Annotated in this window: 23 protein-coding genes; 20 read left to right on the top strand and 3 right to left on the bottom strand. The window is 70.1% G+C overall.

Translation table 11 applies throughout. From position 1 onward, the window contains the following. The first annotated feature begins 68 nt into the window (after nucleotides 1-68). Genes VGB75_07795 through VGB75_07780 form a run of 4 tightly spaced genes read left to right on the top strand, consistent with a single transcriptional unit; the run spans nucleotide 69 to nucleotide 4349 of the window. A complete protein-coding gene (locus tag VGB75_07795; protein ID HEY0166928.1) occupies nucleotides 69-455 on the top strand; it encodes a YraN family protein in 387 nt (128 codons plus the stop codon). After that, the gene (locus VGB75_07790) at nucleotides 455-1984 is read left to right on the top strand and encodes a YifB family Mg chelatase-like AAA ATPase (protein ID HEY0166927.1); all 1530 of its coding nucleotides are present in this window, start codon (nucleotides 455-457) and stop codon (nucleotides 1982-1984) included. Before VGB75_07795 ends, VGB75_07790 begins: the two co-directional genes overlap by 1 nt. Next, a complete protein-coding gene (gene dprA, locus VGB75_07785; protein ID HEY0166926.1) occupies nucleotides 1981-3243 on the top strand; it encodes a DNA-processing protein DprA in 1263 nt (420 codons plus the stop codon). The genes VGB75_07790 and dprA overlap by 4 nt, the downstream gene beginning before the upstream one ends. Before the next feature lie 32 nt (nucleotides 3244-3275). Next, nucleotides 3276-4349 (top strand): tyrosine recombinase XerC, encoded by a 1074-nt coding sequence (locus VGB75_07780; GenBank protein ID HEY0166925.1) that lies wholly within the window; start codon nucleotides 3276-3278, stop codon nucleotides 4347-4349. A 19-nt stretch (nucleotides 4350-4368) separates the two neighbouring features. Here VGB75_07780 and VGB75_07775 read toward each other — a convergent pair whose 3' ends face one another. Beyond that, on the bottom strand, nucleotides 4369-4932 hold the full coding sequence (locus VGB75_07775; protein ID HEY0166924.1) for a M23 family metallopeptidase: 564 nt from the start codon (nucleotides 4930-4932) through the stop codon (nucleotides 4369-4371). A 442-nt stretch (nucleotides 4933-5374) separates the two neighbouring features. On the opposite strand from VGB75_07775, the gene rpsB reads away from it, so the two are divergent. The 7 genes from rpsB (at nucleotide 5375) to VGB75_07740 (ending at nucleotide 12213) form a co-directional block, all read left to right on the top strand. Beyond that, complete coding sequence (gene rpsB / locus VGB75_07770) at nucleotides 5375-6310, top strand: 30S ribosomal protein S2 (protein ID HEY0166923.1); 936 nt, start codon at nucleotides 5375-5377, stop codon at nucleotides 6308-6310. A 138-nt stretch (nucleotides 6311-6448) separates the two neighbouring features. Continuing rightward, nucleotides 6449-7273, top strand: a complete 825-nt coding sequence (gene tsf / locus VGB75_07765) for a translation elongation factor Ts (protein HEY0166922.1) — start codon at nucleotides 6449-6451, stop codon at nucleotides 7271-7273. A 193-nt stretch (nucleotides 7274-7466) separates the two neighbouring features. Continuing rightward, entirely contained in the window at nucleotides 7467-8159 is a 693-nt protein-coding gene (pyrH, locus tag VGB75_07760) for a UMP kinase (GenBank protein HEY0166921.1), read from the top strand. 47 nt (nucleotides 8160-8206) lie between these two features. Next, the gene (gene frr / locus VGB75_07755) at nucleotides 8207-8764 is read left to right on the top strand and encodes a ribosome recycling factor (GenBank protein HEY0166920.1); all 558 of its coding nucleotides are present in this window, start codon (nucleotides 8207-8209) and stop codon (nucleotides 8762-8764) included. Then, nucleotides 8764-10110 (top strand): phosphatidate cytidylyltransferase, encoded by a 1347-nt coding sequence (locus VGB75_07750; GenBank protein ID HEY0166919.1) that lies wholly within the window; start codon nucleotides 8764-8766, stop codon nucleotides 10108-10110. The genes frr and VGB75_07750 overlap by 1 nt, the downstream gene beginning before the upstream one ends. A gap of 90 nt (nucleotides 10111-10200) precedes the next feature. Further along, a complete protein-coding gene (gene rlmN, locus VGB75_07745) occupies nucleotides 10201-11298 on the top strand; it encodes a 23S rRNA (adenine(2503)-C(2))-methyltransferase RlmN (GenBank protein HEY0166918.1) in 1098 nt (365 codons plus the stop codon). Between the two features lie 81 nt (nucleotides 11299-11379). Next, nucleotides 11380-12213, top strand: coding sequence for a helix-turn-helix domain-containing protein (locus tag VGB75_07740; GenBank protein HEY0166917.1), 834 nt, complete (start codon nucleotides 11380-11382; stop codon nucleotides 12211-12213). 24 nt (nucleotides 12214-12237) lie between these two features. Here the strand turns inward: VGB75_07740 and VGB75_07735 are convergent, their stop codons facing one another. Continuing rightward, nucleotides 12238-12903, bottom strand: a complete 666-nt coding sequence (locus tag VGB75_07735; GenBank protein HEY0166916.1) for a pyridoxamine 5'-phosphate oxidase family protein — start codon at nucleotides 12901-12903, stop codon at nucleotides 12238-12240. Between the two features lie 195 nt (nucleotides 12904-13098). Here VGB75_07735 and ligA point away from each other — a divergent pair, with 195 nt between their 5' ends. Continuing rightward, on the top strand, nucleotides 13099-15198 hold the full coding sequence (gene ligA / locus VGB75_07730; protein HEY0166915.1) for an NAD-dependent DNA ligase LigA: 2100 nt from the start codon (nucleotides 13099-13101) through the stop codon (nucleotides 15196-15198). 111 nt (nucleotides 15199-15309) lie between these two features. On the opposite strand, the gene VGB75_07725 is transcribed toward ligA, so the two are convergent. Further along, the gene (locus VGB75_07725) at nucleotides 15310-15969 is read right to left on the bottom strand and encodes an ACT domain-containing protein (GenBank protein HEY0166914.1); all 660 of its coding nucleotides are present in this window, start codon (nucleotides 15967-15969) and stop codon (nucleotides 15310-15312) included. Between the two features lie 165 nt (nucleotides 15970-16134). On the opposite strand from VGB75_07725, the gene gatC reads away from it, so the two are divergent. The 8 genes from gatC (at nucleotide 16135) to VGB75_07685 (ending at nucleotide 24840) form a co-directional block, all read left to right on the top strand. Further along, nucleotides 16135-16425, top strand: a complete 291-nt coding sequence (gene gatC / locus VGB75_07720; protein ID HEY0166913.1) for an Asp-tRNA(Asn)/Glu-tRNA(Gln) amidotransferase subunit GatC — start codon at nucleotides 16135-16137, stop codon at nucleotides 16423-16425. Beyond that, nucleotides 16425-17972: an Asp-tRNA(Asn)/Glu-tRNA(Gln) amidotransferase subunit GatA gene (gene gatA / locus VGB75_07715; GenBank protein ID HEY0166912.1), complete on the top strand. Its 1548-nt coding sequence runs from the start codon at nucleotides 16425-16427 to the stop codon at nucleotides 17970-17972. Before gatC ends, gatA begins: the two co-directional genes overlap by 1 nt. Beyond that, complete coding sequence (gatB, locus tag VGB75_07710) at nucleotides 17969-19483, top strand: Asp-tRNA(Asn)/Glu-tRNA(Gln) amidotransferase subunit GatB (protein HEY0166911.1); 1515 nt, start codon at nucleotides 17969-17971, stop codon at nucleotides 19481-19483. Before gatA ends, gatB begins: the two co-directional genes overlap by 4 nt. Before the next feature lie 492 nt (nucleotides 19484-19975). Beyond that, a complete protein-coding gene (locus VGB75_07705; GenBank protein ID HEY0166910.1) occupies nucleotides 19976-20707 on the top strand; it encodes a YqcI/YcgG family protein in 732 nt (243 codons plus the stop codon). Nucleotides 20708-20724: 17 nt separating this feature from the next. Further along, a complete protein-coding gene (locus VGB75_07700; GenBank protein HEY0166909.1) occupies nucleotides 20725-21087 on the top strand; it encodes a hypothetical protein in 363 nt (120 codons plus the stop codon). Next, a complete protein-coding gene (locus tag VGB75_07695; GenBank protein HEY0166908.1) occupies nucleotides 21084-22319 on the top strand; it encodes an ATP-grasp domain-containing protein in 1236 nt (411 codons plus the stop codon). The genes VGB75_07700 and VGB75_07695 overlap by 4 nt, the downstream gene beginning before the upstream one ends. Beyond that, entirely contained in the window at nucleotides 22316-23560 is a 1245-nt protein-coding gene (locus VGB75_07690) for an MFS transporter (protein HEY0166907.1), read from the top strand. The genes VGB75_07695 and VGB75_07690 overlap by 4 nt, the downstream gene beginning before the upstream one ends. Further along, a complete protein-coding gene (locus tag VGB75_07685; GenBank protein ID HEY0166906.1) occupies nucleotides 23557-24840 on the top strand; it encodes an ATP-grasp domain-containing protein in 1284 nt (427 codons plus the stop codon). The genes VGB75_07690 and VGB75_07685 overlap by 4 nt, the downstream gene beginning before the upstream one ends. Nucleotides 24841-24861: the final 21 nt, after the last annotated feature.

Raw genomic sequence — 24861 nt, 5'->3', positions numbered from 1 at the left:
ATGCCTTGTCATCCACATCTTGGCTAGCCGCCGGGCCTGAGCGCTCTAGTTCGGGCAGGGTCGAGCGTATGCAGCTTCAGCACCCGCATCCCAGGGATGCGCACTTCAAGAACGCCCTCGGGCGCTATGGCGAGGCGATCGCCGCCCGCTGCCTGACTGACAGCGGTCACCGGGTGATCGAGGTCAACTGGCGCTGCGGCCGCGGTGAGATCGACATCATCGCCGCCGAGGGCCGCACGCTGGTCATCTGCGAGGTCAAGACCCGGTCCTCGCTGGCCTTCGGCGAGCCCGCCGAGGCGGTCGGCGTGGTCAAGTCCCAGCGGTTGCGGCTGCTGGCCGGCCAGTGGCTGGCCGAGCATCCCGGCGACTGGGAGTCGATCCGCTTCGACGTGGTGTCGGTTCTGCGCCGCGAGCGTGGCCCGGCGCAGGTGCGCCACTTGCGGGCGGCGTTCTGATGGCGCTGGCGGGCACCCTGTCGATCGCGCTGTCCGGGGTATCCGGGCGGCTCATCGAAGTCGAGGCAGATCTCTCAGCCGGGCTGCCGGGCTTGACGTTCACGGGGCTGCCGGACGTCTCGGTGCTGGAGTCTCGGGACCGGATCAGGGCGGCGGTGCTCAACTCCGGGCTCGACTGGCCCAACAAGCGGATCACGGTGGCGCTGCTGCCGGCCGACGTCCGCAAGTACGGCTCGGTCTTCGACGTGGCGCTGGCGATGTCGGTGCTGGCAGCGGCCGGCGCCGTCCCGGCCGAGTCGGTGGCAGGCGTGGTGTGGTTGGCCGAGTTGGGCCTGGACGGCCGGTTGCGACCGGTCCGTGGCGCGCTGCCGGCGGTCCTGGCGGCCCGCGAGGCCGGGGTGCGCACCGTGGTGGTGTCACCGGGCAACTGCGCCGAGGCAGCGCTGGTGACTGGTCTGAACGTGCTGGTGGCGGCCTCGCTGGCCGAGATCGTGCTGGCGCTGCGAGGCGGCACGGCGCTGGGCAGCGCTCCGGCCGGGCGGAGCGACCCGCCGGCCCCGCTGCCTGACCTGGCAGACGTGGTGGGCCAACCGGTGGCCCGCCGGGCCTTGGAGATCGCCGCTGCGGGGGCGCACCATCTGCTGCTCGAAGGAGCGCCGGGCGCCGGCAAGACCATGCTGGCCGAGCGGCTGCCCTCGATCCTGCCCGAGCTCGATCCGGCCCAGGCGCTGGAGGTGACCGCGATCCACTCCGTGGCCGGCGTGCTGCCCGGCGGCGCCGGCCTGCTCCGCCGGCCGCCGTTGCAGGCGCCGCACCACACCTCCTCGATGGCGGCCCTGGTCGGTGGCGGCGCCGGCCTGGGCCGGCCGGGCGCGGCCTCGCTGGCCCACCGTGGCGTGCTGGTGCTCGACGAGGCGGCGGAGTTCAAGCCGACCGTGCTCGACTCGCTGCGCCAGCCGCTGGAATCTGGCCTGATCACGCTGCACCGCACCGGCGGCGCGGTCAGCTACCCCGCCCGGTTCCAGCTGGTGATGGCCACCAACCCGTGTCCGTGCGGAGCTGGCAAGGACACTGACTGCTCCTGCACCCCCGACGCCCGGCGCCGGTACCGGCGCCGGTTGTCCGGCCCGCTGCTGGATCGGATCGATCTGCAGATCCCCATCGACCCGGTGTCGCGGACCGAGCTGATGCAGGACAGCGACGCCCGTGAGCCGAGTGCGGTGGTGGCTGCCCGGGTGGCCGGGGCCAGGGCAGCGGCGCGCCAGCGGTGGGCGCCGTTCGGCTGGAACACCAACGCCGAGGTGCCCGGGCCGGTGCTTCGCTCGCGGAGCTGGCGGCCGCCTCGCCAGGCGCTGGCCCAGCTGGACTCCGAGATCGAGCGTGGCGGGCTGAGCGCCAGGGGGTGTGACCGGGTGCTGAAGTTGTCCTGGACGCTGGCCGACCTGGCAGGCATGGCCCGCCCAGGCTCGGCCGAGGTGTCCGAGGCGATCTGGCTGCGGACCGGCCGGGCGGCGGTGACGTCGGTATGAGCGCCGCACACGCCTCGCCCACCGCGGCCGAGCGGGAGCAGCTGCAGCTGGCCGGCGCCTATCTGAGCCGGGTCGCCGAGCCGGCGTCCCTGCCGTTGTGGATGTTCGTGCAGCGGCACGGCTATCTGGCCGCCGCCGCGGCGGTCCGGGCCGGAGAGGCGCCCGCGGAGGTCGCCTCCTGCACCGAGGCGCGCCGAACCGCCGCCGACCCGGAGGTCGATCTGCAGGCGGCCCAGCGCAACGGCATCAGGCTGCTGACCCCGGCCGATGAGGACTGGCCTCACTTCGCCTTCGCCGCGTTGCAGGCCACCGCGCAACGGCGGGTGGCGCAATGGCAGGCCGGGGTGCGTGCCCGGCCCGAGCGGGGCGAGCCGATCCCGCCGCTGGCGCTGTGGGTGCGGGGCGCGGGCGACCTCGGCGCCGTCGGCTTTCACTCGGTCGCGGTGGTCGGCTCGCGGGCGGCCACCGCCTACGGCGAGCACATCGCGTCGGAGTTCAGCTACGGCCTGGCCCAACGCGACGTGGTGATCGTCTCCGGCGGCGCCTACGGCATCGACGCCGCGGCGCATCGCGGGGCCTTGGCCGCCGGTGGCTGCTCGGTGCTGGTGTCGGCCGGCGGCCTGGACCGGCCCTATCCCAGCGGCCATCGCCACCTGTATGACCGGACCGCTGAGCAGGGGCTGCTGGTGAGCGAGCGCCCACCCGGCAGCGCTCCGCACCGGCAACGGTTTCTCAGCCGCAACCGGCTGATCGCGGCGTTCGGCGCCGCGACCCTGGTCGTCGAGGCGGCCCACCGGTCCGGCGCGCTCAACAGCGCCGGTCACGCGCGTGACCTTGGCCGCCCGGTGCTGGCGGTGCCCGGGCCGGTCACCTCGGCGATGTCGGCCGGTTGCCACCGGCTGATCCAACGGGACGAGGAGCCGGCTCGGTTGGTCACCAGCGTCGCCGAGGTGCTGGCCTACTGCGGCTCGGCAGAGCTGTCGACGGAGCTGTCGGCAGAACCGGAGGCTGAGGCCGACCGCGCGTCGGGCGCCAGCGGCCAGGCATCCTGGCAGCGGGCCTACGACAGCCTCGACGCGGTGGACCGCTCGGTGCTCGACGGATTTCCCGGCCGGCGTGGCAGCGTCACCGAAGCAGAGCTGTCCCGGCTCAGCGGGCAGCCGATCAGCCAGGTGATCGCGGCGTTGCCGGTGCTGCAGAGCCTGGGCCTGATCACCGTCGCCCGGGAGGGCTACCGGCTGGCCAGCGTGGCGAGTTGACCCTCGGCCGGCTCGCGCGCACTGTCAGCGGCATGACCGGGCCTTGCAGCGACGTGGCCGCTCTGGCTGCGTCAGCGTCGGCCGGGACCGGCGCCCAGCCCAAGAAACACGCCGAGCTCCAACGGCCGACCGCCCGGCTGGCATCGTCGAGCCGCGCTGGCCGCTCCGGCGCCCGGCGCGTCGACGTGACCGCGATGCGCCAGGAGCTGGGTCCGGACCTGCTCAAGACGCTTGACGCCTTCGAGCGGCACCTGCGCCTGGAGCGCAACCGCTCCGCTCACACCGTCGCGGCCTACCTGGGCGACGTCACCCAGTTGCTGCACCATGTGCGCTCCACCGGTGAGACCGAGCTGCGGGCGCTGGACCTGCGGCAGCTGCGCGGCTGGCTGGCCAGCCAGCACCAGGCCGGGGCCTCGCGCACCACGCTGGCCAGGCGGGCGGCCGCCGCCCGCACCTTCAGCACCTGGGCGTTCAAGAACCAGCTGATCGCCGCCGACGTCGCCGAACTGCTGGTCAGCCCGCGACCGCACCGCTCGATCCCCACGGTGCTCTCGGCCGGCCAGGCGAGCCAGGCGATCGACTCACTCGACGGCGACGAGCCCGAGCAGCTGCGGGATCGGCTGATCATGGAACTGCTCTACGGCGCCGGCATCCGGGTCGCCGAGCTGGTCGGCCTGGACGTGGGCGATCTGGACCGCAACCGCCGGGTGCTGCGGGTGGTCGGCAAGGGCGACAAGCAGCGCGCCGTGCCCTACGGAGTCCCGGCCGACGCCGCACTGCAGCGCTGGTTGGAGGAGGGCCGCCCAAAGTGGGCCACCGCTGCCTCCGGCCAGGCGCTGCTGCTCGGACGCCGCGGCGGCCGGCTTGACCAGCGAGCGGCCCGCCGGGTGGTCAACGCGGTCACCGCCGACCTGGCCGGCGGCTCAGGCCTGTCACCGCACGGGCTTCGGCACAGCGCGGCCACCCACCTGCTCGACGGCGGCGCCGACCTGCGGGCCGTCCAGGAACTGCTCGGGCACGCCAGCCTGGCGACCACCCAGATCTACACCCACGTCTCGGTCGACCGGCTGCGCACCAGTTACCAGCAAGCCCATCCGCGAGCCTGAAGCGGACCCGAGGACGTCCTCAGCTCCAGGGCAGCAGCCTGACCACGCCGAGCGGCCCGAGCAACGACATCGGGTCAAGGTAGGCGCCGCCGCGGCGGGCGCCCCAGTGCAGGCAGGGCTCCGGCGCGCAACCGCGGTGGACGCCGCGCACGAGGCCGATCCGCTGGCCGGCCAGCACCCGCTGACCGGCCCGCACGGTGGCGGTCACCGGCTCGTACTCGGTGCTGACGCCGTCCGGGTGCGCCAGCACCACCACCCCGCGGCCGGCCACCGGCCCGGCGAAGCGCACCGTGCCGGCGCCGGCGGCCAGCACCGGAATTCCGGCCGGGGTATCCAGGTCGACGCCCAGATGACCGCGGCCGTACCGCTCGGCCGGTGGAGCGAACGGCGCCCGCACCCGCAGCCCGCCGGCCAGCGGCGCGCGATAGGGCCGATCGCCGACCCCGCCCGCGGCAGCCAGCCCCGGCGCCCCGGTTGCTCGGGCCACCCCCACCCGCCCGGGCTGGGCGTCAGAAGCCGCCAGCGCGCCCCCGCTGGCAGGGAGGGTCATCGTCAGGGTCATCGCCGCGATCATGGCGCTCATCAGGTGCACGGGTTCAAGCCTGCGCGGGAGAATCGCCTCGACAGCGGTCTGACACCAGCTTGTGGACACTGCGCCGGCGAGGTCACGCACTGTCCACAAGAAGCCGGTCACAGAAGCCGGTCACAGAAGCCGGTCCACCCAAGCCGGTCTTGGAGCCGCCACCCACCCGCTCACTGCTCGCAGCCCCGCCCGCGACCGCGATTGTGTTCGTCGGCGACCCGGGCGCTAGACTTCCACCAGCGCCCGGTGAAAGCCGGGTGACTTCGCGTGCCCGCCTGCCGATCCTCAGCAGGTAGCGGTCGACTTCGGTCCGGCTCTCACCAGCCGGCGCTGGCCGCGCACACGGCACCAGGGTGATCGACCATCCGGTCGATCGCGACAACCGAGGCCGCGTAGCAGCCCGTCAGGGCGCCTGCGCACGAACGCAAGGAGGACGTGCCCGATGGCCGTCGTCACTATGAAGAACCTGCTCGACTCCGGAGTGCACTTCGGACATCAGACCCGGCGCTGGAACCCGAAGATGAAGCGGTTCATCTTCACCGAGCGCAACGGCATCTACATCATCGATTTGCAGCAGACGATCGGTTACATCGACCGGGCCTACGAGTTCGTCAAGGAGACGGTCGCCCACGGCGGCACCGTCCTGTTCATCGGCACCAAGAAGCAGGCGCAGGAAGCGATCGCAGAGCAGTCGACCCGGGTCGGCATGCCCTACGTCAACCAGCGCTGGCTCGGTGGCATGCTCACCAACTTCTCGACCGTCTACAAGCGGCTGCAGCGCCTGAAGGAACTCGAGGCGATGGAGGAGAACGGCTGGGAGGGCACCGCCACCAAGAAGGAGCAGCTCATCCTGACCCGCGAGAAGGTCAAGCTCGAGCGCACCCTCGGCGGTATCCGCGAGATGACCAAGACGCCCAGCGCGGTCTGGATCGTCGACACCAAGAAGGAGCACCGCGCAGGCGCCGAGGCGCACACGCTCAACATCCCGGTCATCGCGATCCTGGACACCAACTGCGACCCGGACGAGGTCGACTACAAGATCCCGGGCAACGACGACGCGATCCGCAGCGCCGGACTGCTGACCCGGGTGATCGCCGACGCGGTCGCCGAAGGCCTGATGCAGCGTGCCGGCCTGGCCGCCAGCGCTGGTCGGGACGAGAAGCCCGAGCCCGGTGTGCTGGCAGCCGACGAGCCGCTGGCCGACTGGGAGACCGAGCTGCTCAAGCCGACTCAGACGCCCGACACCACTCCCGCGGCGGCTCCCGCCGAGGCGAGCGAGCCCGCGGCGGCTCCGGCCGAGGCCGCAGCGGCTCCGGCCCAGGCTGCCGAACCCGCAGCCGCACCGGCCGAGGCCGCGGACCCCACGACCGCTTCCTGACGCACTGACCGCCTGAGCAGGCAACCGCCGCCGAGGGCGTCCGTCTCGATGAGACCGGACGCCCTCGCCATGGGCACGCCTGCCGGGTGGTCCCACTTCAGACTCACTTAAGACAGACGAGAGACGGGACACCTAACGATGGCAATCAGTGCCGCCGACGTGAAGAAGCTCCGGGACGCCACCGGCGCCGGGATGATGGACGCGAAGAAGGCCCTCGAAGGCGCTGACGGCGACTTCGACAAGGCTGTGGAAGAGCTGCGGATCAAGGGCGCGGGCAAGGCCGCCAAGCGCGGCGCCGAGCGCCAGACCAGCAACGGCCTGGTCGCCGCCGCTGAGAACGCCATGATCGAGCTCGCCTGCGAGACCGACTTCGTCGCCAAGAACGAGCAGTTCCAGTCGCTGGCCGGTGACATCGTGGCCCACTTCGTCAGCTCCTCGGCCACCGACGTCGCGTCGCTGCTGGCCGAGACGCTGGCCGACGGCAAGACCGTGACCGAGAACATCGAGGCTCTCAACGCCGTCATCGGCGAGAAGATCGAGCTGCGCCGGGCGGTCAAGCTCGAAGGCAAGGTCGCGACCTACCTGCACCGCAAGTCCAGCGACCTGCCGCCGCAGGTCGGCGTGCTGGTCGCCTTCGAAGGCGATGACGTCAGCGCCGCCCGCGGCGCGGCGATGCAGGTGGCGGCCCTCAAGGCCCAGTTCCTGACCCGCGAGGACGTGCCGAGCGAGACGATCGAGAACGAGAAGCGGATCGCCGAGGCCACCGCCCGCGAGGAGGGCAAGCCCGAGGCGGCGCTGCCCAAGATCGTCGAAGGTCGTCTGAACGGATTCTTCAAGTCCGAGGGCGGCGTGCTTCTGGAGCAGTCAGCGGTTCAGGACAACAAGAAGACGGTCAAGGCCATGATGGACGAGGCCGGCGTCAAGCTCACCGCTTTCGCCCGGTTCGAGGTCGGCGCAGCCTGAGGCAGCCTGTGATCGGGCCGAGCCGTTGTCCGCGATCCGGGCAGTGATGAGGCAGGATTAAGGAACGTTCTTTACGACGAGAGGGGCCGTCATGACCGAGACCGGACAGGCGGCCCTTCTGTCGTCTGCGCACCCGCGCCACGCACCGGGCGAAGCCGGCCGCGGTCCTGAGCGAAACGCCTACCGGCGGGTGATGTTGAAGCTGTCGGGCCAGGTGTTCGGCGGTGGCTCGGTCGGCGTGGACCCGGACGTGGTGTCCTCGATCGCGCGGCAGATCTCCGAGGTGAACGAGTCCGGCACCCAGGTCGCGGTGGTGGTGGGCGGTGGCAACTTCTTCCGTGGCGCCGAGCTCAGCCAGCGTGGCATGGACCGTGACCGGGCCGACTACATGGGCATGCTGGGCACCGTGATGAACTGCCTGGCGCTGCAGGACTTCCTGGAGAAGGCCGGTGTGCCCACCAGGGTGCAGACCGCGATCACGATGGGGCAGGTCGCCGAGCCCTACGTCCCCCGTCGCGCCGAACGGCACCTGGAGAAGGGCCGAGTCGTGATCTTTGGCGCCGGCGCCGGCATGCCGTACTTCTCCACCGACACCGCCGCGGCCCAGCGCGCTCTGGAGATCGGCTGCAACGTGCTGCTGATGGGCAAGAGCGGCGTGGACGGCGTGTATGACGCCGACCCGAGGACCAGCCCTCACGCGGTCAAGTTCGACACCATCAGTTACGACGAGGTGCTCAGCCGGGGGCTGCAGGTCGCCGACGCGACCGCGTTCAGCCTGTGCCGCGACAATGGGATGCCGATCGTGGTCTTCGATCTCGCCGATGGCAACATCGCAAGGGTGGTCCGCGGCGAGAAGATCGGCACGCTGGTCGGGCCAGAGGACTGACAGCTCCGCCCCGCCCCCCGCCGTGACGCCAGAACCAGGAGATTGACGTGATCGACGAGACGCTCTTCGAGGCCGAGGAGAAGATGGAGAAGGCGGTCACCGTCCTGCGCGACGACCTCACCAGCCTCCGCACCGGCCGGGCGGCGGCGAGCAGCTTCGCCCGCATCAACGTCGAGTACTACGGCGCCATGACCCCGCTGCCTCAGCTGGCATCGGTCAGCACCCCGGAAGCCCGGATGGCCGTCATCAAGCCCTACGACGCCAGCCTGCTGCAGGCGATCGAGAAGGCCATCCGAGACAGCGACCTCGGCGTCAACCCGGGCAATGACGGCAACCTGATCCGGGTGCTGTTCCCGCAGCTCACCGAGGAGCGCCGCCGCGAGCTGGTCAAGGTCGCCAAGAGCAAGGGCGAGGACGGCAAGGTCTCGATCCGGGCGGTGCGCCGGCACGCCAATGACACCTTCGCCAAGCTGGTCAAGGACAGCGAGGTCGGTGAGGATGAGGCGCGCCGTGCCGAGGTCGAGCTGCAGAAGCTGACCGACAAGTACGTGGCGGCCGTGGACGACCTGGTCAAGCACAAAGAAGCCGAGCTCCTCGAGGTCTGATGACCGACCGCGACGAACCGCCGGCCGCCGAGCCGGCGCAGCCCGCCTCGGCCGGTCGGCACGGGGGAGGCTCCGGAGTCTCCGCCGCGGAGCTGATCGCCCGCTCGCGGGCATCCGCTCCGGTGGACGGTCAGCGGACGCCACGTTCGGCCCGCCGTGCCAGCCGGGACGACCCGCCCGCGCCGCAGGACGGCCCGCCGACCGCCGACTCAGTCGCACCCGCGAGCCCGGCCGCACCAGCGGCCTCCGCGAGCCCGGCCGCACCGGCCGCCTCCGCGAGCCCGGCCGCACCAGCGGCCTCCGCGGACCGACCCCTGCGCGTCGTGGAGGCCCTGCGCTCCGGCGGCTCGGGCAAGCCCGCCCGCGGTGGCCTCGCGCTGGTGGACCCCCACAGCGCAGACCATCCGGTGGGCACGCCGGCGCCCGGCGCGGCTGAGGCAGGCGCCTCCCCAAGCCCCCAGGGCCGGCATCCGGTCGCCGTGATCGCCCTCGACACGCCCCCGTTCAGCACTCCGGAGATAGCCAAGCCGCCGCGCAAGTCCCGGTCCGGACGCGACCTGCCCGCCGCTATCGGTGTCGGAGCGGCCCTGGCCCTGCTAGTCATCGGAACGCTGGCTCTCTACCGTCCCAGCTTCGTGGTGCTGCTCAGCATCGCGGTGGCTGTCGGGGTGTATGAGATGGTGGCCGCGGTCGGCACCGTCGAGGCGCGTCCGCCGCTGGTGCCGCTGCTGGCCGGGGTGCTGGCGATGGAGGCGGCAGCCTGGTTCCGCGGCCCGGACGGCTTGGTCGGGGCGTTGCTGCTGACCGTGCTGGGCTTGACGATCTGGCGGCTCGCCGACGGGGCGGCCGGCTACCTGCGAGACGTGGCGACCGGCAACCTGGTCGCGCTCTACATCCCGTTCCTGGCCGGCTTCGCCACCCTGATGGCCCACGCCGACGACGGCGCCGCCCGGGTCATCCTGTTCATCCTCACGGTGGTGTGCTCGGACACCGGTGGCTACGCGGTCGGCGTGCTGTTCGGCAAGCACCCGATGGCGCCCACCGTGTCACCGAAGAAGTCCTGGGAGGGTTTCGGGGGCTCTGTGCTGGCCGGCAGCGCCGCCGGCGTCCTGATGATGGTGTTCTGCTTCCACCAGCAGTGGTGGCAGGGAGCGCTGTTCGGCGTTGCGATCGTGGCCACCGCGACCCTGGGTGATCTGGGCGAGTCGATGATCAAGCGCGATCTCGGGCTCAAGGACATGGGCAAGCTGCTGCCCGGTCACGGCGGCGTCATGGACCGGCTGGACTCGCTGCTGCCGTGCGCCCCGGTGGCCTACTTGCTGCTGGCCGCGTTCCTGCCCGGCTGAGGCCTGCTCTCGGCGATCGCGCTCACCGGCGTGGGTCGCCACCGCACTCGTGCGCCAGGACCCCGCGGCCATGGGATGATGGAACACCTGATGACCTCGCTTCCACTGATCTTCGACACCCCGCGCAAGGCGATGCCGCCGCGCCATCTCGCCGACCTCTCGCCGGCCGAGCGCCGCAGCGCGGTGACCGAGCTCGGCGAGAAGGCGTTTCGCGCCGACCAGCTGTCTCGGCACTACTTCGGCAGGCTGGAGAACGACCCGGCGGCCATGACCGACCTGCCCGCGGCGGTCCGGGACCGGCTGAGCTCGGCGTTGCTCCCGCCGTTGCTGACCGAGGTGCGTCACGTCGAGACCGACCAGGGAACCACCCGCAAGACGCTGTGGCGGCTGCACGACGGCACCCTGGTCGAGAGCGTCCTGATGCGTTACCGCGACCGGCTCACGGTCTGCATCTCCAGCCAGGCCGGCTGCGGCATGGCCTGCCCGTTCTGCGCCACCGGCCAGGGCGGCCTGAGCCGGAACCTGTCCACCGCCGAGATCGTCGAGCAAGCGGTGGCCGCCGCCCGGGTGGCAGCCGCGGGTGAGCTGCCCGGCGGGCCGGTGCGGTTGTCCAACGTGGTGTTCATGGGGATGGGGGAGCCGCTGGCCAACTACCAGCGGGTCGTGGCGGCCCTGCACCGGCTCATCGACCCCGCCCCGGCCGGTCTGGGCCTGTCCCAGCGGTCGGTCACGGTCTCCACCGTCGGCCTGGTGCCGGCCATGGGCAAGCTCGCCGACGAGGGGCTCAACGTCACCCTCGCGGTCTCGCTGCACGCTCCGGACGACGAGCTGCGCGACACCCTGGTGCCGGTGAACACCCGGTGGAAGGTTCGCGAAGTGCTCGAGGCGGCCGACGCCTACGCCGCGCGCACCGGGCGCCGGTACTCGATCGAGTACGCGATGATCCGCGACATCAACGACCAGCCGTGGCGAGCCGACCTGCTCGGCACCCTGCTGTCGGGCCGGCTGGCGCACGTGAACCTCATACCGCTCAACCCCACCCCGGGCTCGAAATGGGACGCCTCGCCCAAGCCGGTCGAGCAGGAGTTCGTGGCCCGATTGACCGACCACGGCGTCCCGGTGACTGTCCGCGACACCCGCGGCCAGGAGATCGACGGCGCCTGCGGCCAGCTCGCGGCGCTGGCCTGATCGGCCGAGAATCCCCGGCTCGCACGTGATTACCCCGCGCTGATGTCCGCGAACCCGCGTGCGGCTAGGTACGGTTCGGGGATGGCAGATCCGAACACGCAGGTGCACGGCCTGGTGCAGCTCGGGATGACGCGCTATGAGGCGAAGGCGTACCTGACGCTGATCCAGCGAGAGAGCTACGCCGCGTCCGAGCTGGCCAACGAAGCCGGCATCCCGCGACAACGCATCTACGACGTGCTCAACAGCCTGGTCTCGCGCGGGTTGGCCCGCGACTGGCCGGGACCGGTGACCAGGTACGCGGCAACCGATCCCGAGGCGGCTGTCGAGCGGCTGCTGGCAGTGCAGCGTCAGGCCCTGGCCGGCCTGGAGTCGCACTCCACCGATCTGGCGTCCCAACTGCGCGACACCTGGTCCGCCGGCCGGCAGGAGACCGCGCCGCTGGACTACGTCGAGGTGCTGCGCGATCCAGGCATGGTCGGCGCCCGGTTCCGGGACCTGCAACGGGAGGCCGAGCGGTCGCTGCTGACCTTCTCCAAGTCCCCGTACGCGATGCCTAACAACCCGCTGGGCCTGGAAGCGACCCGCCGGATCGTGCAGGCCGGCGGCGACGTCCGCTGCATCTACGAGCCGAGCATCCTCGACGACCCCGAGGTGGTCGCCGAGATCCTGGAGTTCATCAAGGCAGGTGAGGGCGCGCGGGTGGCCGAAGAGGTGCCGATGAAGCTGTGCCTGGCCGACGGGCACCGGGCGCTGTTCTCGCTGACCGACCCGATCGCGGGAGCCCTGACCTCGACCAACATCCTGGTCGAGCACACGGCGTTGACCAGCAGCCTGCAGTGCGCCTTCGAAGCGATCTGGGCGATCGGAGAGCCGTTCGAGGCGGCCCTGGAACGCCGCACCCGGTCCTCGGCCTGACCTCAGGCAGCGGCGCGCAGTGGCTCAGCTGTCTGGTTGCAGTAGCCGCCGCACCGAGGGCGGCGCCTCGATTCCCGGCCGCAGGTCCGGCGCGTCCAGCGCTGCGGTGTAACGGCTGACCAAGGGCAGGACACCGGCCCAGGCCGGTCCCGCCACGTCCTCGGCCGGGTCGGCCGGCTGGCCGCCGGCGACCTTGACGCTCCAGTCCTCGACGTTCATCCGCAGCACCAGGGTGGCGGCCAGCTCCTTCGCGCTCGGCCGGCGCACCTCGGCGACTCGGCCGGGGATCAACGCCTCGGTGATGGCGTCCAGAGCGGTCAGCTTCGCCTCGCCCTCCAGCGCGACGCAGCGGCCGAACAACACCGCGCTGCGATAGTGCATCGAGGACTCGAAGGCCGACCTGGCCACCAGCAAGCCATCGACCGCGGTCACCGCCAACGACACCGGGATGCCGGTCGCAAGCAGCCGCAGCCATCGCGACCCGGTCGAGCCGTGCAGCAGAACGTCGGAGCCGTCGAGGCCGACCGCGGTCGGCAGCACGAACGGCTGGCCGTCCTCGGTGACGAAGCCGACGTGCCCGACCGGGACGTCGGCGAGCAACTGGCGCAGCACCGCCTGATCGGCGCTGACCCGGTCGGCCATCCGGCTGGGCCGTACCCGCTCGGGCCGGCTCTGCGGGTGCTCGGTCATCTCAGTCTCCTGGCTCTTCGCGCGAGCGCTCATCGGTCGATGAGGTCCGCTCCTCGGCGCTGTCGCGCCTGCGATGCTCCCTCATCTGGCCTCCTGGCTCTTCGCGCGAGCGCTCATCGGCCGCACCTTCGGCCCTCGCCGTTTCCAGCCTGCCAGCCGAGCACGGCTGTCGGCGCCGGACGGTAACTTGAAGCCGTGACGACAGCCGATGACCACTCACCGGACAGCCCCGAGCTGACGGCCGCTCGGCAACGCCATGCCGAGCTGTCCGAGCAATTGTCCGACGCCGCCTACCGGTACTACATCGCCAACGCGCCGACCCTGTCCGACGCCGACTACGACTCGCGGATGCGTGAGCTGCAGGCTATCGAGGACCGCTTTCCCGAGCTGCGCACACCGGATTCTCCGAGCCAACGGGTCGCCGGTGACTACTCCTCGCAGTTCGCCGCGGTCGATCACCTGGAGCGGATGCTGTCGCTGGACAACGCCTTCACGGCCGACGAGCTGGCTGCCTGGCTGGTGCGGGTGGAACGTGAGATCACCACACCCGAGTTCCTGTGCGAGCTCAAGGTCGACGGCCTGGCGATCAACCTGGTTTACGAGCGCGGCCGGCTGACGCGGGGCGCCACCCGGGGCGACGGCCGGACCGGCGAGGACGTGACCGGCAACGTCCGGACGATCGCCGCGATCCCGGACCGGCTGACCGGCGCCGACGTCCCCGACGTCATCGAGGTGCGCGGCGAGGTCTACTTTCCGCTGACGGAGTTCGCGAGCCTGAACGCCCGGCTGGTGGCCGAGGGCAAGGCGCCCTACGCCAACCCGCGCAACACCGCCTCGGGCTCGCTGCGTCAGAAGGACCCGCGGATCACCGCCAGCCGCAAGCTGGAGATGGTGGTGCACGGGGTGGGCCACGTCCAGGGCGGCCCCAGGGTCGAGCGCCAGTCCCAGTGGTATGAGCACCTGCGGCGGTGGGGGCTGCCCACCTCGGCGCGCGCCAAGGTGGTGTCCTCGCTGGCCGAGGTCTCTGAGTACATCGAGCACTACGGCGAGCACCGTCACGATGTCGAGCACGAGATCGACGGGGTGGTGGTCAAGGTCGACTCGCTGTCGATGCAGCGCCAGCTGGGCTCGACCAGCCGGGCGCCTCGTTGGGCGATCGCCTTCAAGTACCCGCCTGAAGAGGTCAACACCAAGCTGCTCGACATCCTGGTCAACGTCGGGCGCACCGGCCGGGTCACCCCGTTCGGGCGGATGGAACCGGTGACCGTGGCCGGCTCGGTCGTCGAGATGGCCACCCTGCACAACGCCAGCGAGGTGGCGCGCAAGGGCGTGCTGATCGGTGACACGGTGGTGCTGCGCAAGGCCGGTGACGTCATCCCGGAGATCCTCGGCCCGGTGGTGGCGCTGCGCGACGGCTCTGAGCGGCCTTTCGTGATGCCCACCCATTGCCCCGAGTGCGGCGCCGAGCTGCGTCCGCAGAAAGAGGGCGACGCCGACATCCGCTGCCCCAACCAGCGGTCCTGCCCGGCCCAGTTGCGTGAGCGGCTATTCCATGTCGCCGGCCGCGGCGCCTTCGACATCGAGATGCTCGGCTACGAGGCGGCCGTGGCCCTGCTCAAGGCCGGTCTGGTGGCCGATGAGGGCGACCTGTTCTCGCTGACGGCTGATGACCTGGCGCGCTCGGACTTCTTTCGCCGCAAGGACGGCGAACTCGCCGCCAACGCCAAGAAGCTGCTCGACAACATCCAGGCGGCCAAGACCCGGCCGCTGTGGCGCGTGCTGGTGGCGCTGTCCATCCGGCACGTCGGGCCGACCGCCGCGCGGGCGCTGGCCGCCGAGTTCGGGTCGATCCAACGGATCCAGGCCGCCTCTGCCGAGGAACTGGCCGCCGTCGAGGGTGTCGGCATGACCATCGCCGAATCGGTGCACGAGTGGTTCGCCGTCGACTGGCACCAGGAGATCGTCAAGAAGTGGGGCGAGTCCGGGGTCAGGCTCGAAGAGGAGCGGGTGATCGACACCAGCCCGAAGCCGTTGGCCGGCCTGGCTGTCGTGGTGACCGGATCGCTGGAGAACTACAGCCGCGATGAGGCCGCTGGCGCGATCGCCAGCCGTGGCGGCAAGGCCGCAGGCGGGGTCTCGAAGAAGACCGCGTTCGTGGTGGTGGGTGACACCCCCGGCAGCAAGTACGCCAAGGCCGTCGAGTTGAAGGTGCCGATCCTGGACGAGGACGGCTTCAGGGTGCTGCTCGAGCAGGGCCCCGAGGCCGCCACCGCGCTCGCCCGGATCGGCGACTGAGCCCGGATCGGCGACTGAGCAAGGATCGGCGACTGAGCCCGGATCGGCGACTGAGCGAGGATCGGCGACTGAGCGAGGATCGGCGGCTGAGCGAGGATCAGGAATCGATGCTCAGGACGGAGTCGGGTCGAGCACGGTCGCCGCGATCGAGGCCAGGTGCGACAGCCGGATGATCTCACTGGCCAGCCAGCGCAGCGCCGGCCGGCCAACGAGGATCGCATTGCCGCCAAGCGGCGCCACCGCCAACTCGGTGCCCAAGCTCGCCCAGCTCTGCGGGGCCCAGGCCTCTTCGGCGTCCAGCGCGCGCGAGGGGCTTGGCGGCCACCAGGGCGTCGGCAGGGTGTCAAGCTCGGGGGCGGCCGCGCTGCGGGCGAGCACCACCGAGGCGCCGTCCTGGCTCGGGGCCTGCAGCACCAGGGCCCAGCCTGAGCGGAACAGCCGGCAGACCCCGTCGGCCAGCACGACGGAGGCGTCCTCGGCGCTGATGGCGAGCTTCTCCAACAGCTCCAGCTCGCGGAACGGGTCGATCACCCCGGCGTACGGTCGGATCGACTCGACCCGCACGCCTGGCACGCTGGCCGCGGCGGTGATCAGCGAGTCGGCCAGCTTGTCCGGAGGCAGCTCGACCACCAGGTCATCGGTCGCCTGACCGCCCGAGCGCTCGACGATGTCGACGCTGAGGATGTCGCCGCCGGCATGGCCCAGCGCCGAGGCGACCGCGCCGAGCGCGCCCGGGCGGTCGGGCAGAACCACGCGTATCAGGTAGGACACCCGCCTAGTGTGCCGTGCCCAGGTGTCCTGGGGGTTACCCGCGCCGTGCCGATCAGGTGCGAACGCTGCTGCGCAGAGGCAGCCGCTGGAGCCGGTGGCGGGGCAGGTCGGTGTCCGGGCGGTGGAGCTCTAGACTCTGCAGTCGTGTCCGACGATCGATCGACCCTGACCCGCGACGAAGTCGCGCACCTGGCCCGGTTGGCCCGGCTGGCGGTGACCGAGGACGAGCTGGACCTGTTCGCCGGCCAGCTCGATGTCATTCTCGGCTCGGTGGCCCGCATCGGCGATGTCGCCGCCGCCGACATCCAGCCGACCTCGCACGCGGTGCCGTTGCGCAACGTCCTACGTCCAGACGTCGTGGTCGCCTCGTTGCCCCGCGAGTCGGTGCTCGCCGGCGCCCCCGCGGTGGAGGACGACCGGTTCCGCGTTCCGCAGATCCTGGGCGAGGAGGAGTAGTGGCCGAGCTCATCGAACTCAGCGCCGCCCAGACCGCGGCGACGATCGCCGCCGGGGAGGCCAGCGCGGTCGAGGTCGCTCAGGCCCACCTGGACCGGATCACCGACGTGGACTCCCAGGTCAAGGCCTTCCTGCATGTCGACACCGCAGGCGCTCTGGCCGCGGCCAAGGCGGTCGATGACCAGCGTCGGGCAGGCCAGCCGCTGGGTCCGCTGGCAGGCGTCCCGCTGGCCATGAAGGACGTGGTGGTCACCAAAGGGCTGCCGACCACCTCGGGCTCGAGAATCCTGCAGGGCTGGATCCCGCCCTATGACGCGACGGTGACCCGCCGGGTCCTCGACGCCGGCATCGTGATGCTGGGTAAGACCAACATGGACGAGTTCGCGATGGGGTCCTCCACCGAGAACTCGGCCTATCACGTGACGCGCAATCCCTGGGACCTGTCCCGGGTGCCGGGCGGCTCGTCCGGCGGCTCCTCGGCGGCGGTGGCGGCCTTGCAGGCGCCATTGGCGATCGGCACCGACACCGGCGGCTCGATCCGCCAACCGGCCGCGGTCACCGGCATCGTCGGTCACAAGCCCACCTATGGCGCGGTCAGCCGGTACGGCCTGATCGCCTTCTCCTCCTCACTCGACCAGGCCGGGCCGTTCGGCCGGACGGTCCTGGACACCGCCCTGCTGCACGAGGTGCTGTCCGGTCACGACCCCTTGGACTCGACCTCGATCCCACAGGCCGGCCCCGACGTGGTGGCCGCGGCACGCGAGGGCGCTCGGGGCGATCTGACCGGCGTCCGGATCGGCGTCGTGAGCGAGTTGACCGGCCTCGGCGGCGGCTATCAAGAAGGCGTGCTGGCAGCCTTCCGCGAGGCGGTGCTCACCCTGCGGTCCCTCGGCGCCGAGATCGTCGAGGTGTCCTGCCCGCACTTCGACTACGCGCTGGCCGCCTACTACCTGATCGCTCCCAGCGAGGCGTCTTCAAACCTGGCCCGCTTCGACGCGGTGCGCTATGGCCTGCGGGTCGGCGATGACGGCGACCACTCGCTCGAAGAGGTGATGTCGCTGACCCGCGAACGCGGTTTCGGGGCAGAGGTGAAGCGCCGCATCATGATCGGCACCTACGCGCTGTCCTCCGGTTACTACGACGCCTACTACGGGCAGGCGCAGAAGGTCCGCACCCTGATCGCCGAGGACTTCACCCGCGCGTTCGGCCAGGTCGACGTGCTGGTCTCGCCGACCTCGCCGTTCGTGGCCTTCGGTGTCGGCGAGCGAGTCGAGGACCCGATGGCGATGTATGTCAACGACCTGTGCACGCTGCCTGCCTCGCTGGCCGGCACTCCCGCGATCTCGGTGCCGTGCGGGCTCTCCGACGAGACCGGCCCGGCCTTGCCGGTCGGCCTGCAGATCATGGCGCCGGCGATGGCCGACGACCGCTGCTACCGGGTGGGAGCCGCCTTCGAGGCGGCTTACGTCGCCAGTAACGGCCCGATCCTCAAGGGCGCTCCCCGGCTTGACGTGGTCGGGGCCGGCGCGGAGGGAGCAGCGCGATGACCCAGACCCTGGACCCCGCCTACGACGACGTCCTGACCAGGTACCAGCCGGTGTTCGGCCTGGAGACCCACGTCGAGCTGAGCACCGCCTCGAAGATGTTCTGCGGTTGCTCCACCGTCTTCGGCGCAGAACCCAACACCCACACCTGCCCGGTGTGCCTGGGCATGCCCGGGGCGTTGCCGGTGGTGAACGCCGCCGCCATCGAGTACGCGATCAAGATCGGCCTGGCGCTGAACTGCACGATCGCCTCGTGGTGCCGGTTCTCGCGCAAGAACTACTTCTACCCGGACATGCCGAAGAATTACCAGATCTCCCAGTACGACGAGCCGATCTGCGGCGAGGGCCACCTCGACGTCGAGGTCGACGGCCGGCTGGTGCGAATCGGCATCGAGCGGGTGCACCTTGAGGAGGACACCGGCAAGAACACCCACGTGGGGGGCGCGACCGGACGCATCCACGGCGCGGACTACTCGCTGGTGGACTTCAACCGCGCCGGGATCCCGCTGGTCGAGATCGTCACCAAGCCGGTCGAGGGCGCCGGTGCGATGGCGCCGGAGGTCGCCCGGGCCTACGTGGCAGAGCTGCGTGACATCCTGCGCACCCTCGGGGTCTCCGACGTCAAGATGGAGCAGGGCAGCCTGCGCTGTGACGTCAACACCTCGCTGTCACCGGTCGGCTCGGCAGAGTGGGGCACCCGGACCGAGACCAAGAATGTGAACTCGCTGCGCAGCGTCGAGCGGGCGATGCGTTCGGAGATGATCCGGCAGGCCGGCATCCTCGACGCCGGTGGCCGGATCAAGCAGGAGACCCGGCACTTCCAGGAGACCACCGGTCAGACTCGGTCCGGGCGCAGCAAAGAAGAGGCCACCGACTACCGCTACTTCCCCGAGCCCGACCTCGTTCCGGTGGCGCCGGACGCCGACTGGGTCGCCGAGCTTCGCGCCGGCCTTCCCGAGCTGCCCGCCGCCCGCCGGACCCGGCTGCGTGCCGAGCTCGGGCTGAGCGCTGAGGAGCTGCGGTCACTGGTCAACGCCGGAGCGGTCGATGCCTTCGCCGACACCGTCGCGGCCGGCGCGCCGGCCGCTGAGGCGCGCAACTGGTGGCTGGGCTATCTCTCTCAGCTGGCCAACGCGCGCGAGGTCGAGGTGTCGGCGCTGGCGATCACGCCGGCGCAGGTCGCCAAGGTCATCGAGTTGGTCGGCGCCGGCACGCTGTCCACGGCGCTGGGCCGGCAGGTGGTGGCCGCGGTGCTGGAGACCGGGACCGAAGTCGAGCAGGTGATCGCTGACCGCGGCCTGGCGGTGGTGTCAGACACCACCGCGCTCACCGAGGCCGCCGACGCCGCGATCGCGGCCAACCCCGACATCGCCGAGAAGGTGCGCGGCGGCAAGCTGCCGGCGGTCGGCGTGCTGGTCGGCTCGGTCATGAAAGCGACTCGGGGCCAGGCCGACGCGGCCACCGTCAAGGCCATCCTGTTCGAACGGCTCGGCGTCGTCGCGCCCTCTGACTGACCGCCGCCGCGTGATCCTCGTCTCCGATGAGGCCGTTGCGGTCTCACGCTGAGGGCAGCCCGCTCCTTCCCCGCGAGTGAGGCCACCGCCTGCCCGGCTCCAGGCACGAGTCGGGCGCCGGGCGGGGCGCGCTGCCGCATGAGAAGACCAATTCGCATTCAAAAGCCCTAATTCGGGCTCCTCGCACTGCAGCCAGTAAAGGCATAGGGCGCAGACAGTGTTGCTCGGATCACAAATTGCCAAAATGACGGGCAATGTGCTTTCATCTTTCGTACCTAAGGCCTCTTCGTAATAGTTCGCCTCATCCGCCAGTAGGCGGATGAGGCTTTATCAATGATCGATTTGTCACATATCCGGACAATTAGTTAACCGGCGCACTTATGCGCCTGGTGTCCGGCGGCCGGCACCGAACCGATGTGGAGTCCCGAACCTATGAAGTCCTCGACCAGCGCTGTTCCGTCTGTCCCAGACCGTGAGCAAGCCTCACTGCTCATGCACCCGCACCAGGACCCGTCTGGAACCTGGGAACGTCTCGCGGTTGACTTCTTCCGCGAGCGCATGTTGAGCGACGACGCTCTCTTTCCCTGCATCTTCGGAGTCGACGCCGTTCGCAGAGGCACCCTTCGCTACAGCTTCATCCCGGCGGGAGAGCAGCGGGTCGCGACGCTGGCCAGCGCTCTGCGGGAGTTCACCGCCATCGCCGAGTCGTTGGGCATCCGCACTTCCCTGGTGTGCTTCTTCGATTTCGAGCCCGGTGTGGACTCACTCGAGGAGTATCGCCAGCACTTCTGGAGCCTCTTGGCCGAGGTCCAGGCCAATGACGTCAGCGAGTGGCCAGAGGGAATCTCTGACGACCCTCAAGAGTCGACCTGGGAGTTCTCGTTCAACTCCACACCCATGTTCGTGGTGGCCAACACCCCGCACCATCACCAGCGCCGCAGCCGGTATTCGGAGTACTTCACGGTCACCTTTCAGCCGCGCTTCGTCTTCGACGACCTCAAGGCAGGCACGCCGACCGGGGACCGCGCCCGCAATGTCATCCGCCGCCGGCTGCGCGAGTACGACGCGGTCGAGCAGACGCCGTTGCTGGGCAGCTTCGGCGAGCCGGGGAACATGGAGTGGACCCAGTACTTCCTCGATGACGAGAACCAGCCGATCGACACCTCGCGCGGCTGCCCGATGGCACACGCGCGGCGGTCGTTGGCCGACAGCCCCCACGCGTGACGGGCGGGAGAACAGCCATGGGATCGCCTGTCATCACCACTGAGCCCGACGTCGCACTCGCCGAGCGTATCTCTCAGTTCCTGCCACAGCAGGGAAGTTTCGAGTACCAGCATGACCAGCCGGGCAAGACCCACAACTGGCACCGGCACAGCCTTAACGAGACCCTGTTCGTCGTCGACGGGAGCATGGAGATCTTCTGGCTGGACAGCGGCGCCGTCCGGCGGCAGACCTGCCCCCCGCGGACCAAGATCGTGCTGCCCGCCGACACCGTCCACGGCTCGACCGCTGGCCCGGACGGATGCAGCTACATCATCGCGCCGGAGGACGGGGCCACCGCGGTGACCAGGTTCCTTGACGCCGAGGAGCGTCCCGGAGCATGAGTTCCCGTAAGCGGCTGTTGCTCATCGGCAGTGGAGAAGCGGCCTTTCGCGAATACGCGCTGCGCTCGGTGTCGCAAAGGGCCGACATCGTGCTGGTGAACAAATCGGCGCCGACCTGGGAGGCGCCGTACTGCGTCGACTCGGTCGTCGTCGACCTCGACGACTTTCCTGCCGTCATCGAGCGGCTCGGGACCAGCGCCGTGGACGGGGTGCTCACCTACGACGAGCGCTACGTCGAACTGTCGGCCCAGTTGACCGAGCTGCTCCACGTGCCCGGGCCCTCGGTCGCGGCCGTGCGGGCTGTCAAGGACAAGAGCGAGCTGCGCGCGCTGCTCCAGCGCAACGACGTCGGCGCGATCGGGTTCGGTGTCGCCGACACGGTCGAGCAGGCCCGCGGCATCGTCGCCGAGATCGGCCTGCCTGTCGTCTTCAAGCCGCGTGCCCTGGGCGGCAGCGCCGGGGTCCGGATGGTGACCAGCCACGACCAGGTCGAATCCGCTTTCGAGAACGCCGTGTCGGCCCGGGTCGGCACGGTGCGCTCACGCTACGACGGCGTCCTGATCGAGGAGTACATCGACGGACCGGAACTGAGCGTGGACTCGGTGACCTATGACGGTGTCGTGACACCGCTGGTGGTGGCCGAGAAGGAGACTGGCCTAGACCCTTATTTTGAGGAGATCGGCCACATCGTCCCGCCGCGGTCGGAGCTGGAGCTTTCTGCTGAGGCCATCGAGCTCATCCAGCGCGCGCATGACGTCGCGGGGCTGAACAACGTGGTCACCCACACGGAGTTGCGGCTGAGTTCTCGAGGCGCGCGGATCATCGAGCTGAACGCGCGGCTCGGTGGCGACCTCATCCCCTATCTCGGACTGCTCGCCCACGGCGTGGACCTGGCCGGCGCCGCGGCTGATCTGGCCCTTGGCCTGGCCCCGGATGTGAGCCGCGCCGACAAGGGCGCCGCCGCGGTCCGTTTCCTCTACCCCGCCCATGACCTGCGGCTGCACTCGATCAGTCTGGGCAGCCCGATCAGCGACCTCGCAGGCCTGGACAGCTTCCTCCCGCTGTGCGAGCCGGACGAGGAGCTGTTGCTGCCGCCACGCGGGTACATGTCTCGAATGGCCGCGCTGGTGTGCCATGGCGACACCCGCGAACTCTGCCTGCAGGCGTTGGACAAGGCCACTGACGAGGTCATCGTCGAGTCGACCCCCCTGCAGAGTGAGCCGCCCGTATGACCTCTGTCACGAGCAGCGAGCAAGTACCTCGCTCGGTGTTACAGGTGGTGCTGCACACTCCCAGGCCGGTGCGGATCCTCATCTTCGGCATCTTCATCAGCCGGACGGGCTCCTTCTTCGCCACCTTCGCCACGCTCTTTCTCACCGACCGCGGATTCGCCACCGAGACGCTTCCAGCGGTGCTGGTCGCCATCGGCGTCGCCGGCATGGTGGGTTCACTCGCGGGCGGCTGGCTCGCCGATCACATCGGCCACCGCGCCACCCTGGTGCTGTCGATGCTGGCATCGGCTGCCGCAGTGGCGATGCTGGTCGTCTCACCGACCCGAGCGCTGATCGTGGTGGCCGTGTGCGCGGTGTCCTTGTGCACCCAGGCCTACACACCGGCGGCCTCTGCCCTGCTCATCGTCAACACCGAGCCAGCGGACCGGGTGCCTACATTCGCCTTCTTCCGCCTTGCCCTCAACGTCGGCTCCGCTCTCGGAGCGCTCATCGCCGGTGTCATCGCGACTCGGTCCTACACCATCTTGTTCATCGTGGAAGCGATCGCGTACGCCGCTTGCGCCCTGTTCATCTTCCTCGGCCTGCGGCATGCGCGACCTGAGTCAGAGCTGGCCGCTGCCCTGGAGGAGACGGGCGAGCAGGAGGCCGCCACCGAGGAGCCGCTGGCCACGCTGCCGCCCGCGCCGTCCTCGGCGAGGCACTTGCCGCCGTGGACGCTGTGCCTGCTGCTGTTCGGAGTCGCGGCGGTGTACGCGCAGTATCAGTCCACACTGCCGCTTCAGCTGGTCAGCCACGGCCACTCCACGGCCTTCTACGGCGCGCTGCTGGCCCTGAACGGACTCCTGGTGATCGTGTTCGAGCTGCCGATCAGCTCGGTGACTCGGCGGTTGCCGTGGGTGCTGCCTATCCTCGGCGGCGTCCTGTTGATGACGGCGGGCCTGGTGGTGGCCGCCATGGTGACGCTGGCAGCCGTCATCATCGTGGCGTTCATCGCCTTCACAGTCGGGGAGATGGCCTTTGCCCCCGTGGCCAATGCCGCCGTCGCCGAGCTGTCTCCCCCTGGCACCGAGGCCCGATACCAAGGCCTGCTCGCCACCGCGCAGAGCCTCGGTTTCTCGCTCGGGCCGGCCATCGGCATGAGCGTCTTCGCTCACTCACACGACGCCCTCTGGTTGGGCACATCCGTCCTCACCTGCGCCCTCGCAGTCGGCCTCTACGCAGTATGGAGAATCTCGCAGTGAAGTCTTATCTCAACCGCCCGGTGGTCCTGGTCCTGCGCAACTACCTGTTGATCCGCAATGACCACATCGAGGCGATGTTCCAGGCCGGCTTGGCGATTCACCTGCTGACCGATGAGAAGTCAACCCTTGACGACCCGCGCTACGCCTCGGTGCGAATCCTGGCGCCGGGCGCGTCGGCAGACGAGCTGACCGAAGAGATCCTGATCGCCCTGAAGAAGACCGGGGCGCCGTTCGCTGTCACGTTCTATGAGATGGACATCGTGTCGGTGGGGCAGGCCAATGCTCGCCACGGTGTCACCTGGAGCAGGCCAGAAGCCGACCGGATCGCACGGGACAAGTCACTGCAGCGAGCGCACCTGCTGGCACACCGGTTGCCGACGCCGTTGTCCATCAGGATCGGTGACTACAGCGACATCGACGCGGCGATGGCGCAGGTCGGCACGCCCTTCGTGGTCAAGCCGACCCGCGGCGCGGGAAGCTCGAACGTCGAACTGGTCGATGATCCCAAGCGCGCCCGGGAACTGCTCGATGAGATCCGCGGCATCGCCCACACCGGAGCCGAGCACTTCTACGACAACGGCTTCCCCGAGACCTGGGCACTGATCGAGGAGTACCTGCCCGGAGACGAGATCACCGTGGACGGCGCCGTCATCGACGGCAAGTTCGTGCTGGCCGGCATCAACACCAAGAGCTTTCCGAATCCTCCGTGTTTCGAGGAAGACCTCTACGTCATGCCCTTCGGTGACGCTGAGGCAGAAGCCAACGTCGACGGCCTCATGCAGAGGCTGGTGCAGACGCTGGATCTGCAGACCGCGCTGGTCAACGCCGAACTACGCCGCGGCGCCGACGGGGCCTTCCGGTTCGTCGAGTTCAGCACCCGGATCAGCGGCGGTCACGTCTACCGCAACATCCGGGACGTCCACGCGGTCGACCTGGTGGCCATCTTCTTGACCGCAGCGTTCGGTGACACCGAAGAAGCGATGGAGATGGCCGGCGCCCGGCATCCTGGCAGGGTCGCGACGTGCATCCGATTCATCTATCGCACCGGTGTCATCGAGGAGAACTCGGCCGGTTACGCCTTGCGGCATCCCAACTTCCGGGAGTACTACGCGATCAACGGTCGCGGTGACCACGTCTGGGCCGCGCCGCTGGGCTTCGAGCCGATCGGCCTGCTCGCGGTTCGCGGTCGCTACGACCCGGCGACTCACCCCGCGGCGATCGTTGAGACCGCGCTGGAGTGCGAGGCGGAGCTGAACGTCAAGTTGCGCCCGTTCGACTGACGGGGCCGCACCGGTCCGTGG

The sequence above is a fragment of the Jatrophihabitans sp. genome (assembly GCA_036399055.1).
In the GTDB taxonomy this organism is placed as follows: domain Bacteria; phylum Actinomycetota; class Actinomycetes; order Mycobacteriales; family Jatrophihabitantaceae; genus Jatrophihabitans_A.
This window is presented reverse-complemented; position numbering and strand designations above follow the sequence as displayed.

Excerpts from the sequence above, each read along its gene's own strand:
- VGB75_07795 (HEY0166928.1), top strand. The coding sequence starts at position 69 with ATGCAGCTTCAGCACCCGCATCCCAGGGATGCGCACTTCAAGAACGCC.
- VGB75_07790 (HEY0166927.1), top strand. The coding sequence starts at position 455 with ATGGCGCTGGCGGGCACCCTGTCGATCGCGCTGTCCGGGGTATCCGGG.
- dprA (HEY0166926.1), top strand. The coding sequence starts at position 1,981 with ATGAGCGCCGCACACGCCTCGCCCACCGCGGCCGAGCGGGAGCAGCTG.
- VGB75_07780 (HEY0166925.1), top strand. The coding sequence starts at position 3,276 with ATGACCGGGCCTTGCAGCGACGTGGCCGCTCTGGCTGCGTCAGCGTCG.
- VGB75_07775 (HEY0166924.1), bottom strand. The coding sequence starts at position 4,932 with ATGAGCGCCATGATCGCGGCGATGACCCTGACGATGACCCTCCCTGCC.
- rpsB (HEY0166923.1), top strand. The coding sequence starts at position 5,375 with ATGGCCGTCGTCACTATGAAGAACCTGCTCGACTCCGGAGTGCACTTC.
- tsf (HEY0166922.1), top strand. The coding sequence starts at position 6,449 with ATGGCAATCAGTGCCGCCGACGTGAAGAAGCTCCGGGACGCCACCGGC.
- pyrH (HEY0166921.1), top strand. The coding sequence starts at position 7,467 with ATGTTGAAGCTGTCGGGCCAGGTGTTCGGCGGTGGCTCGGTCGGCGTG.
- VGB75_07750 (HEY0166919.1), top strand. The coding sequence starts at position 8,764 with ATGACCGACCGCGACGAACCGCCGGCCGCCGAGCCGGCGCAGCCCGCC.
- rlmN (HEY0166918.1), top strand. The coding sequence starts at position 10,201 with ATGACCTCGCTTCCACTGATCTTCGACACCCCGCGCAAGGCGATGCCG.
- VGB75_07740 (HEY0166917.1), top strand. The coding sequence starts at position 11,380 with ATGGCAGATCCGAACACGCAGGTGCACGGCCTGGTGCAGCTCGGGATG.
- VGB75_07735 (HEY0166916.1), bottom strand. The coding sequence starts at position 12,903 with ATGACCGAGCACCCGCAGAGCCGGCCCGAGCGGGTACGGCCCAGCCGG.
- gatB (HEY0166911.1), top strand. The coding sequence starts at position 17,969 with ATGACCCAGACCCTGGACCCCGCCTACGACGACGTCCTGACCAGGTAC.
- VGB75_07705 (HEY0166910.1), top strand. The coding sequence starts at position 19,976 with ATGCACCCGCACCAGGACCCGTCTGGAACCTGGGAACGTCTCGCGGTT.
- VGB75_07700 (HEY0166909.1), top strand. The coding sequence starts at position 20,725 with ATGGGATCGCCTGTCATCACCACTGAGCCCGACGTCGCACTCGCCGAG.
- VGB75_07695 (HEY0166908.1), top strand. The coding sequence starts at position 21,084 with ATGAGTTCCCGTAAGCGGCTGTTGCTCATCGGCAGTGGAGAAGCGGCC.
- VGB75_07690 (HEY0166907.1), top strand. The coding sequence starts at position 22,316 with ATGACCTCTGTCACGAGCAGCGAGCAAGTACCTCGCTCGGTGTTACAG.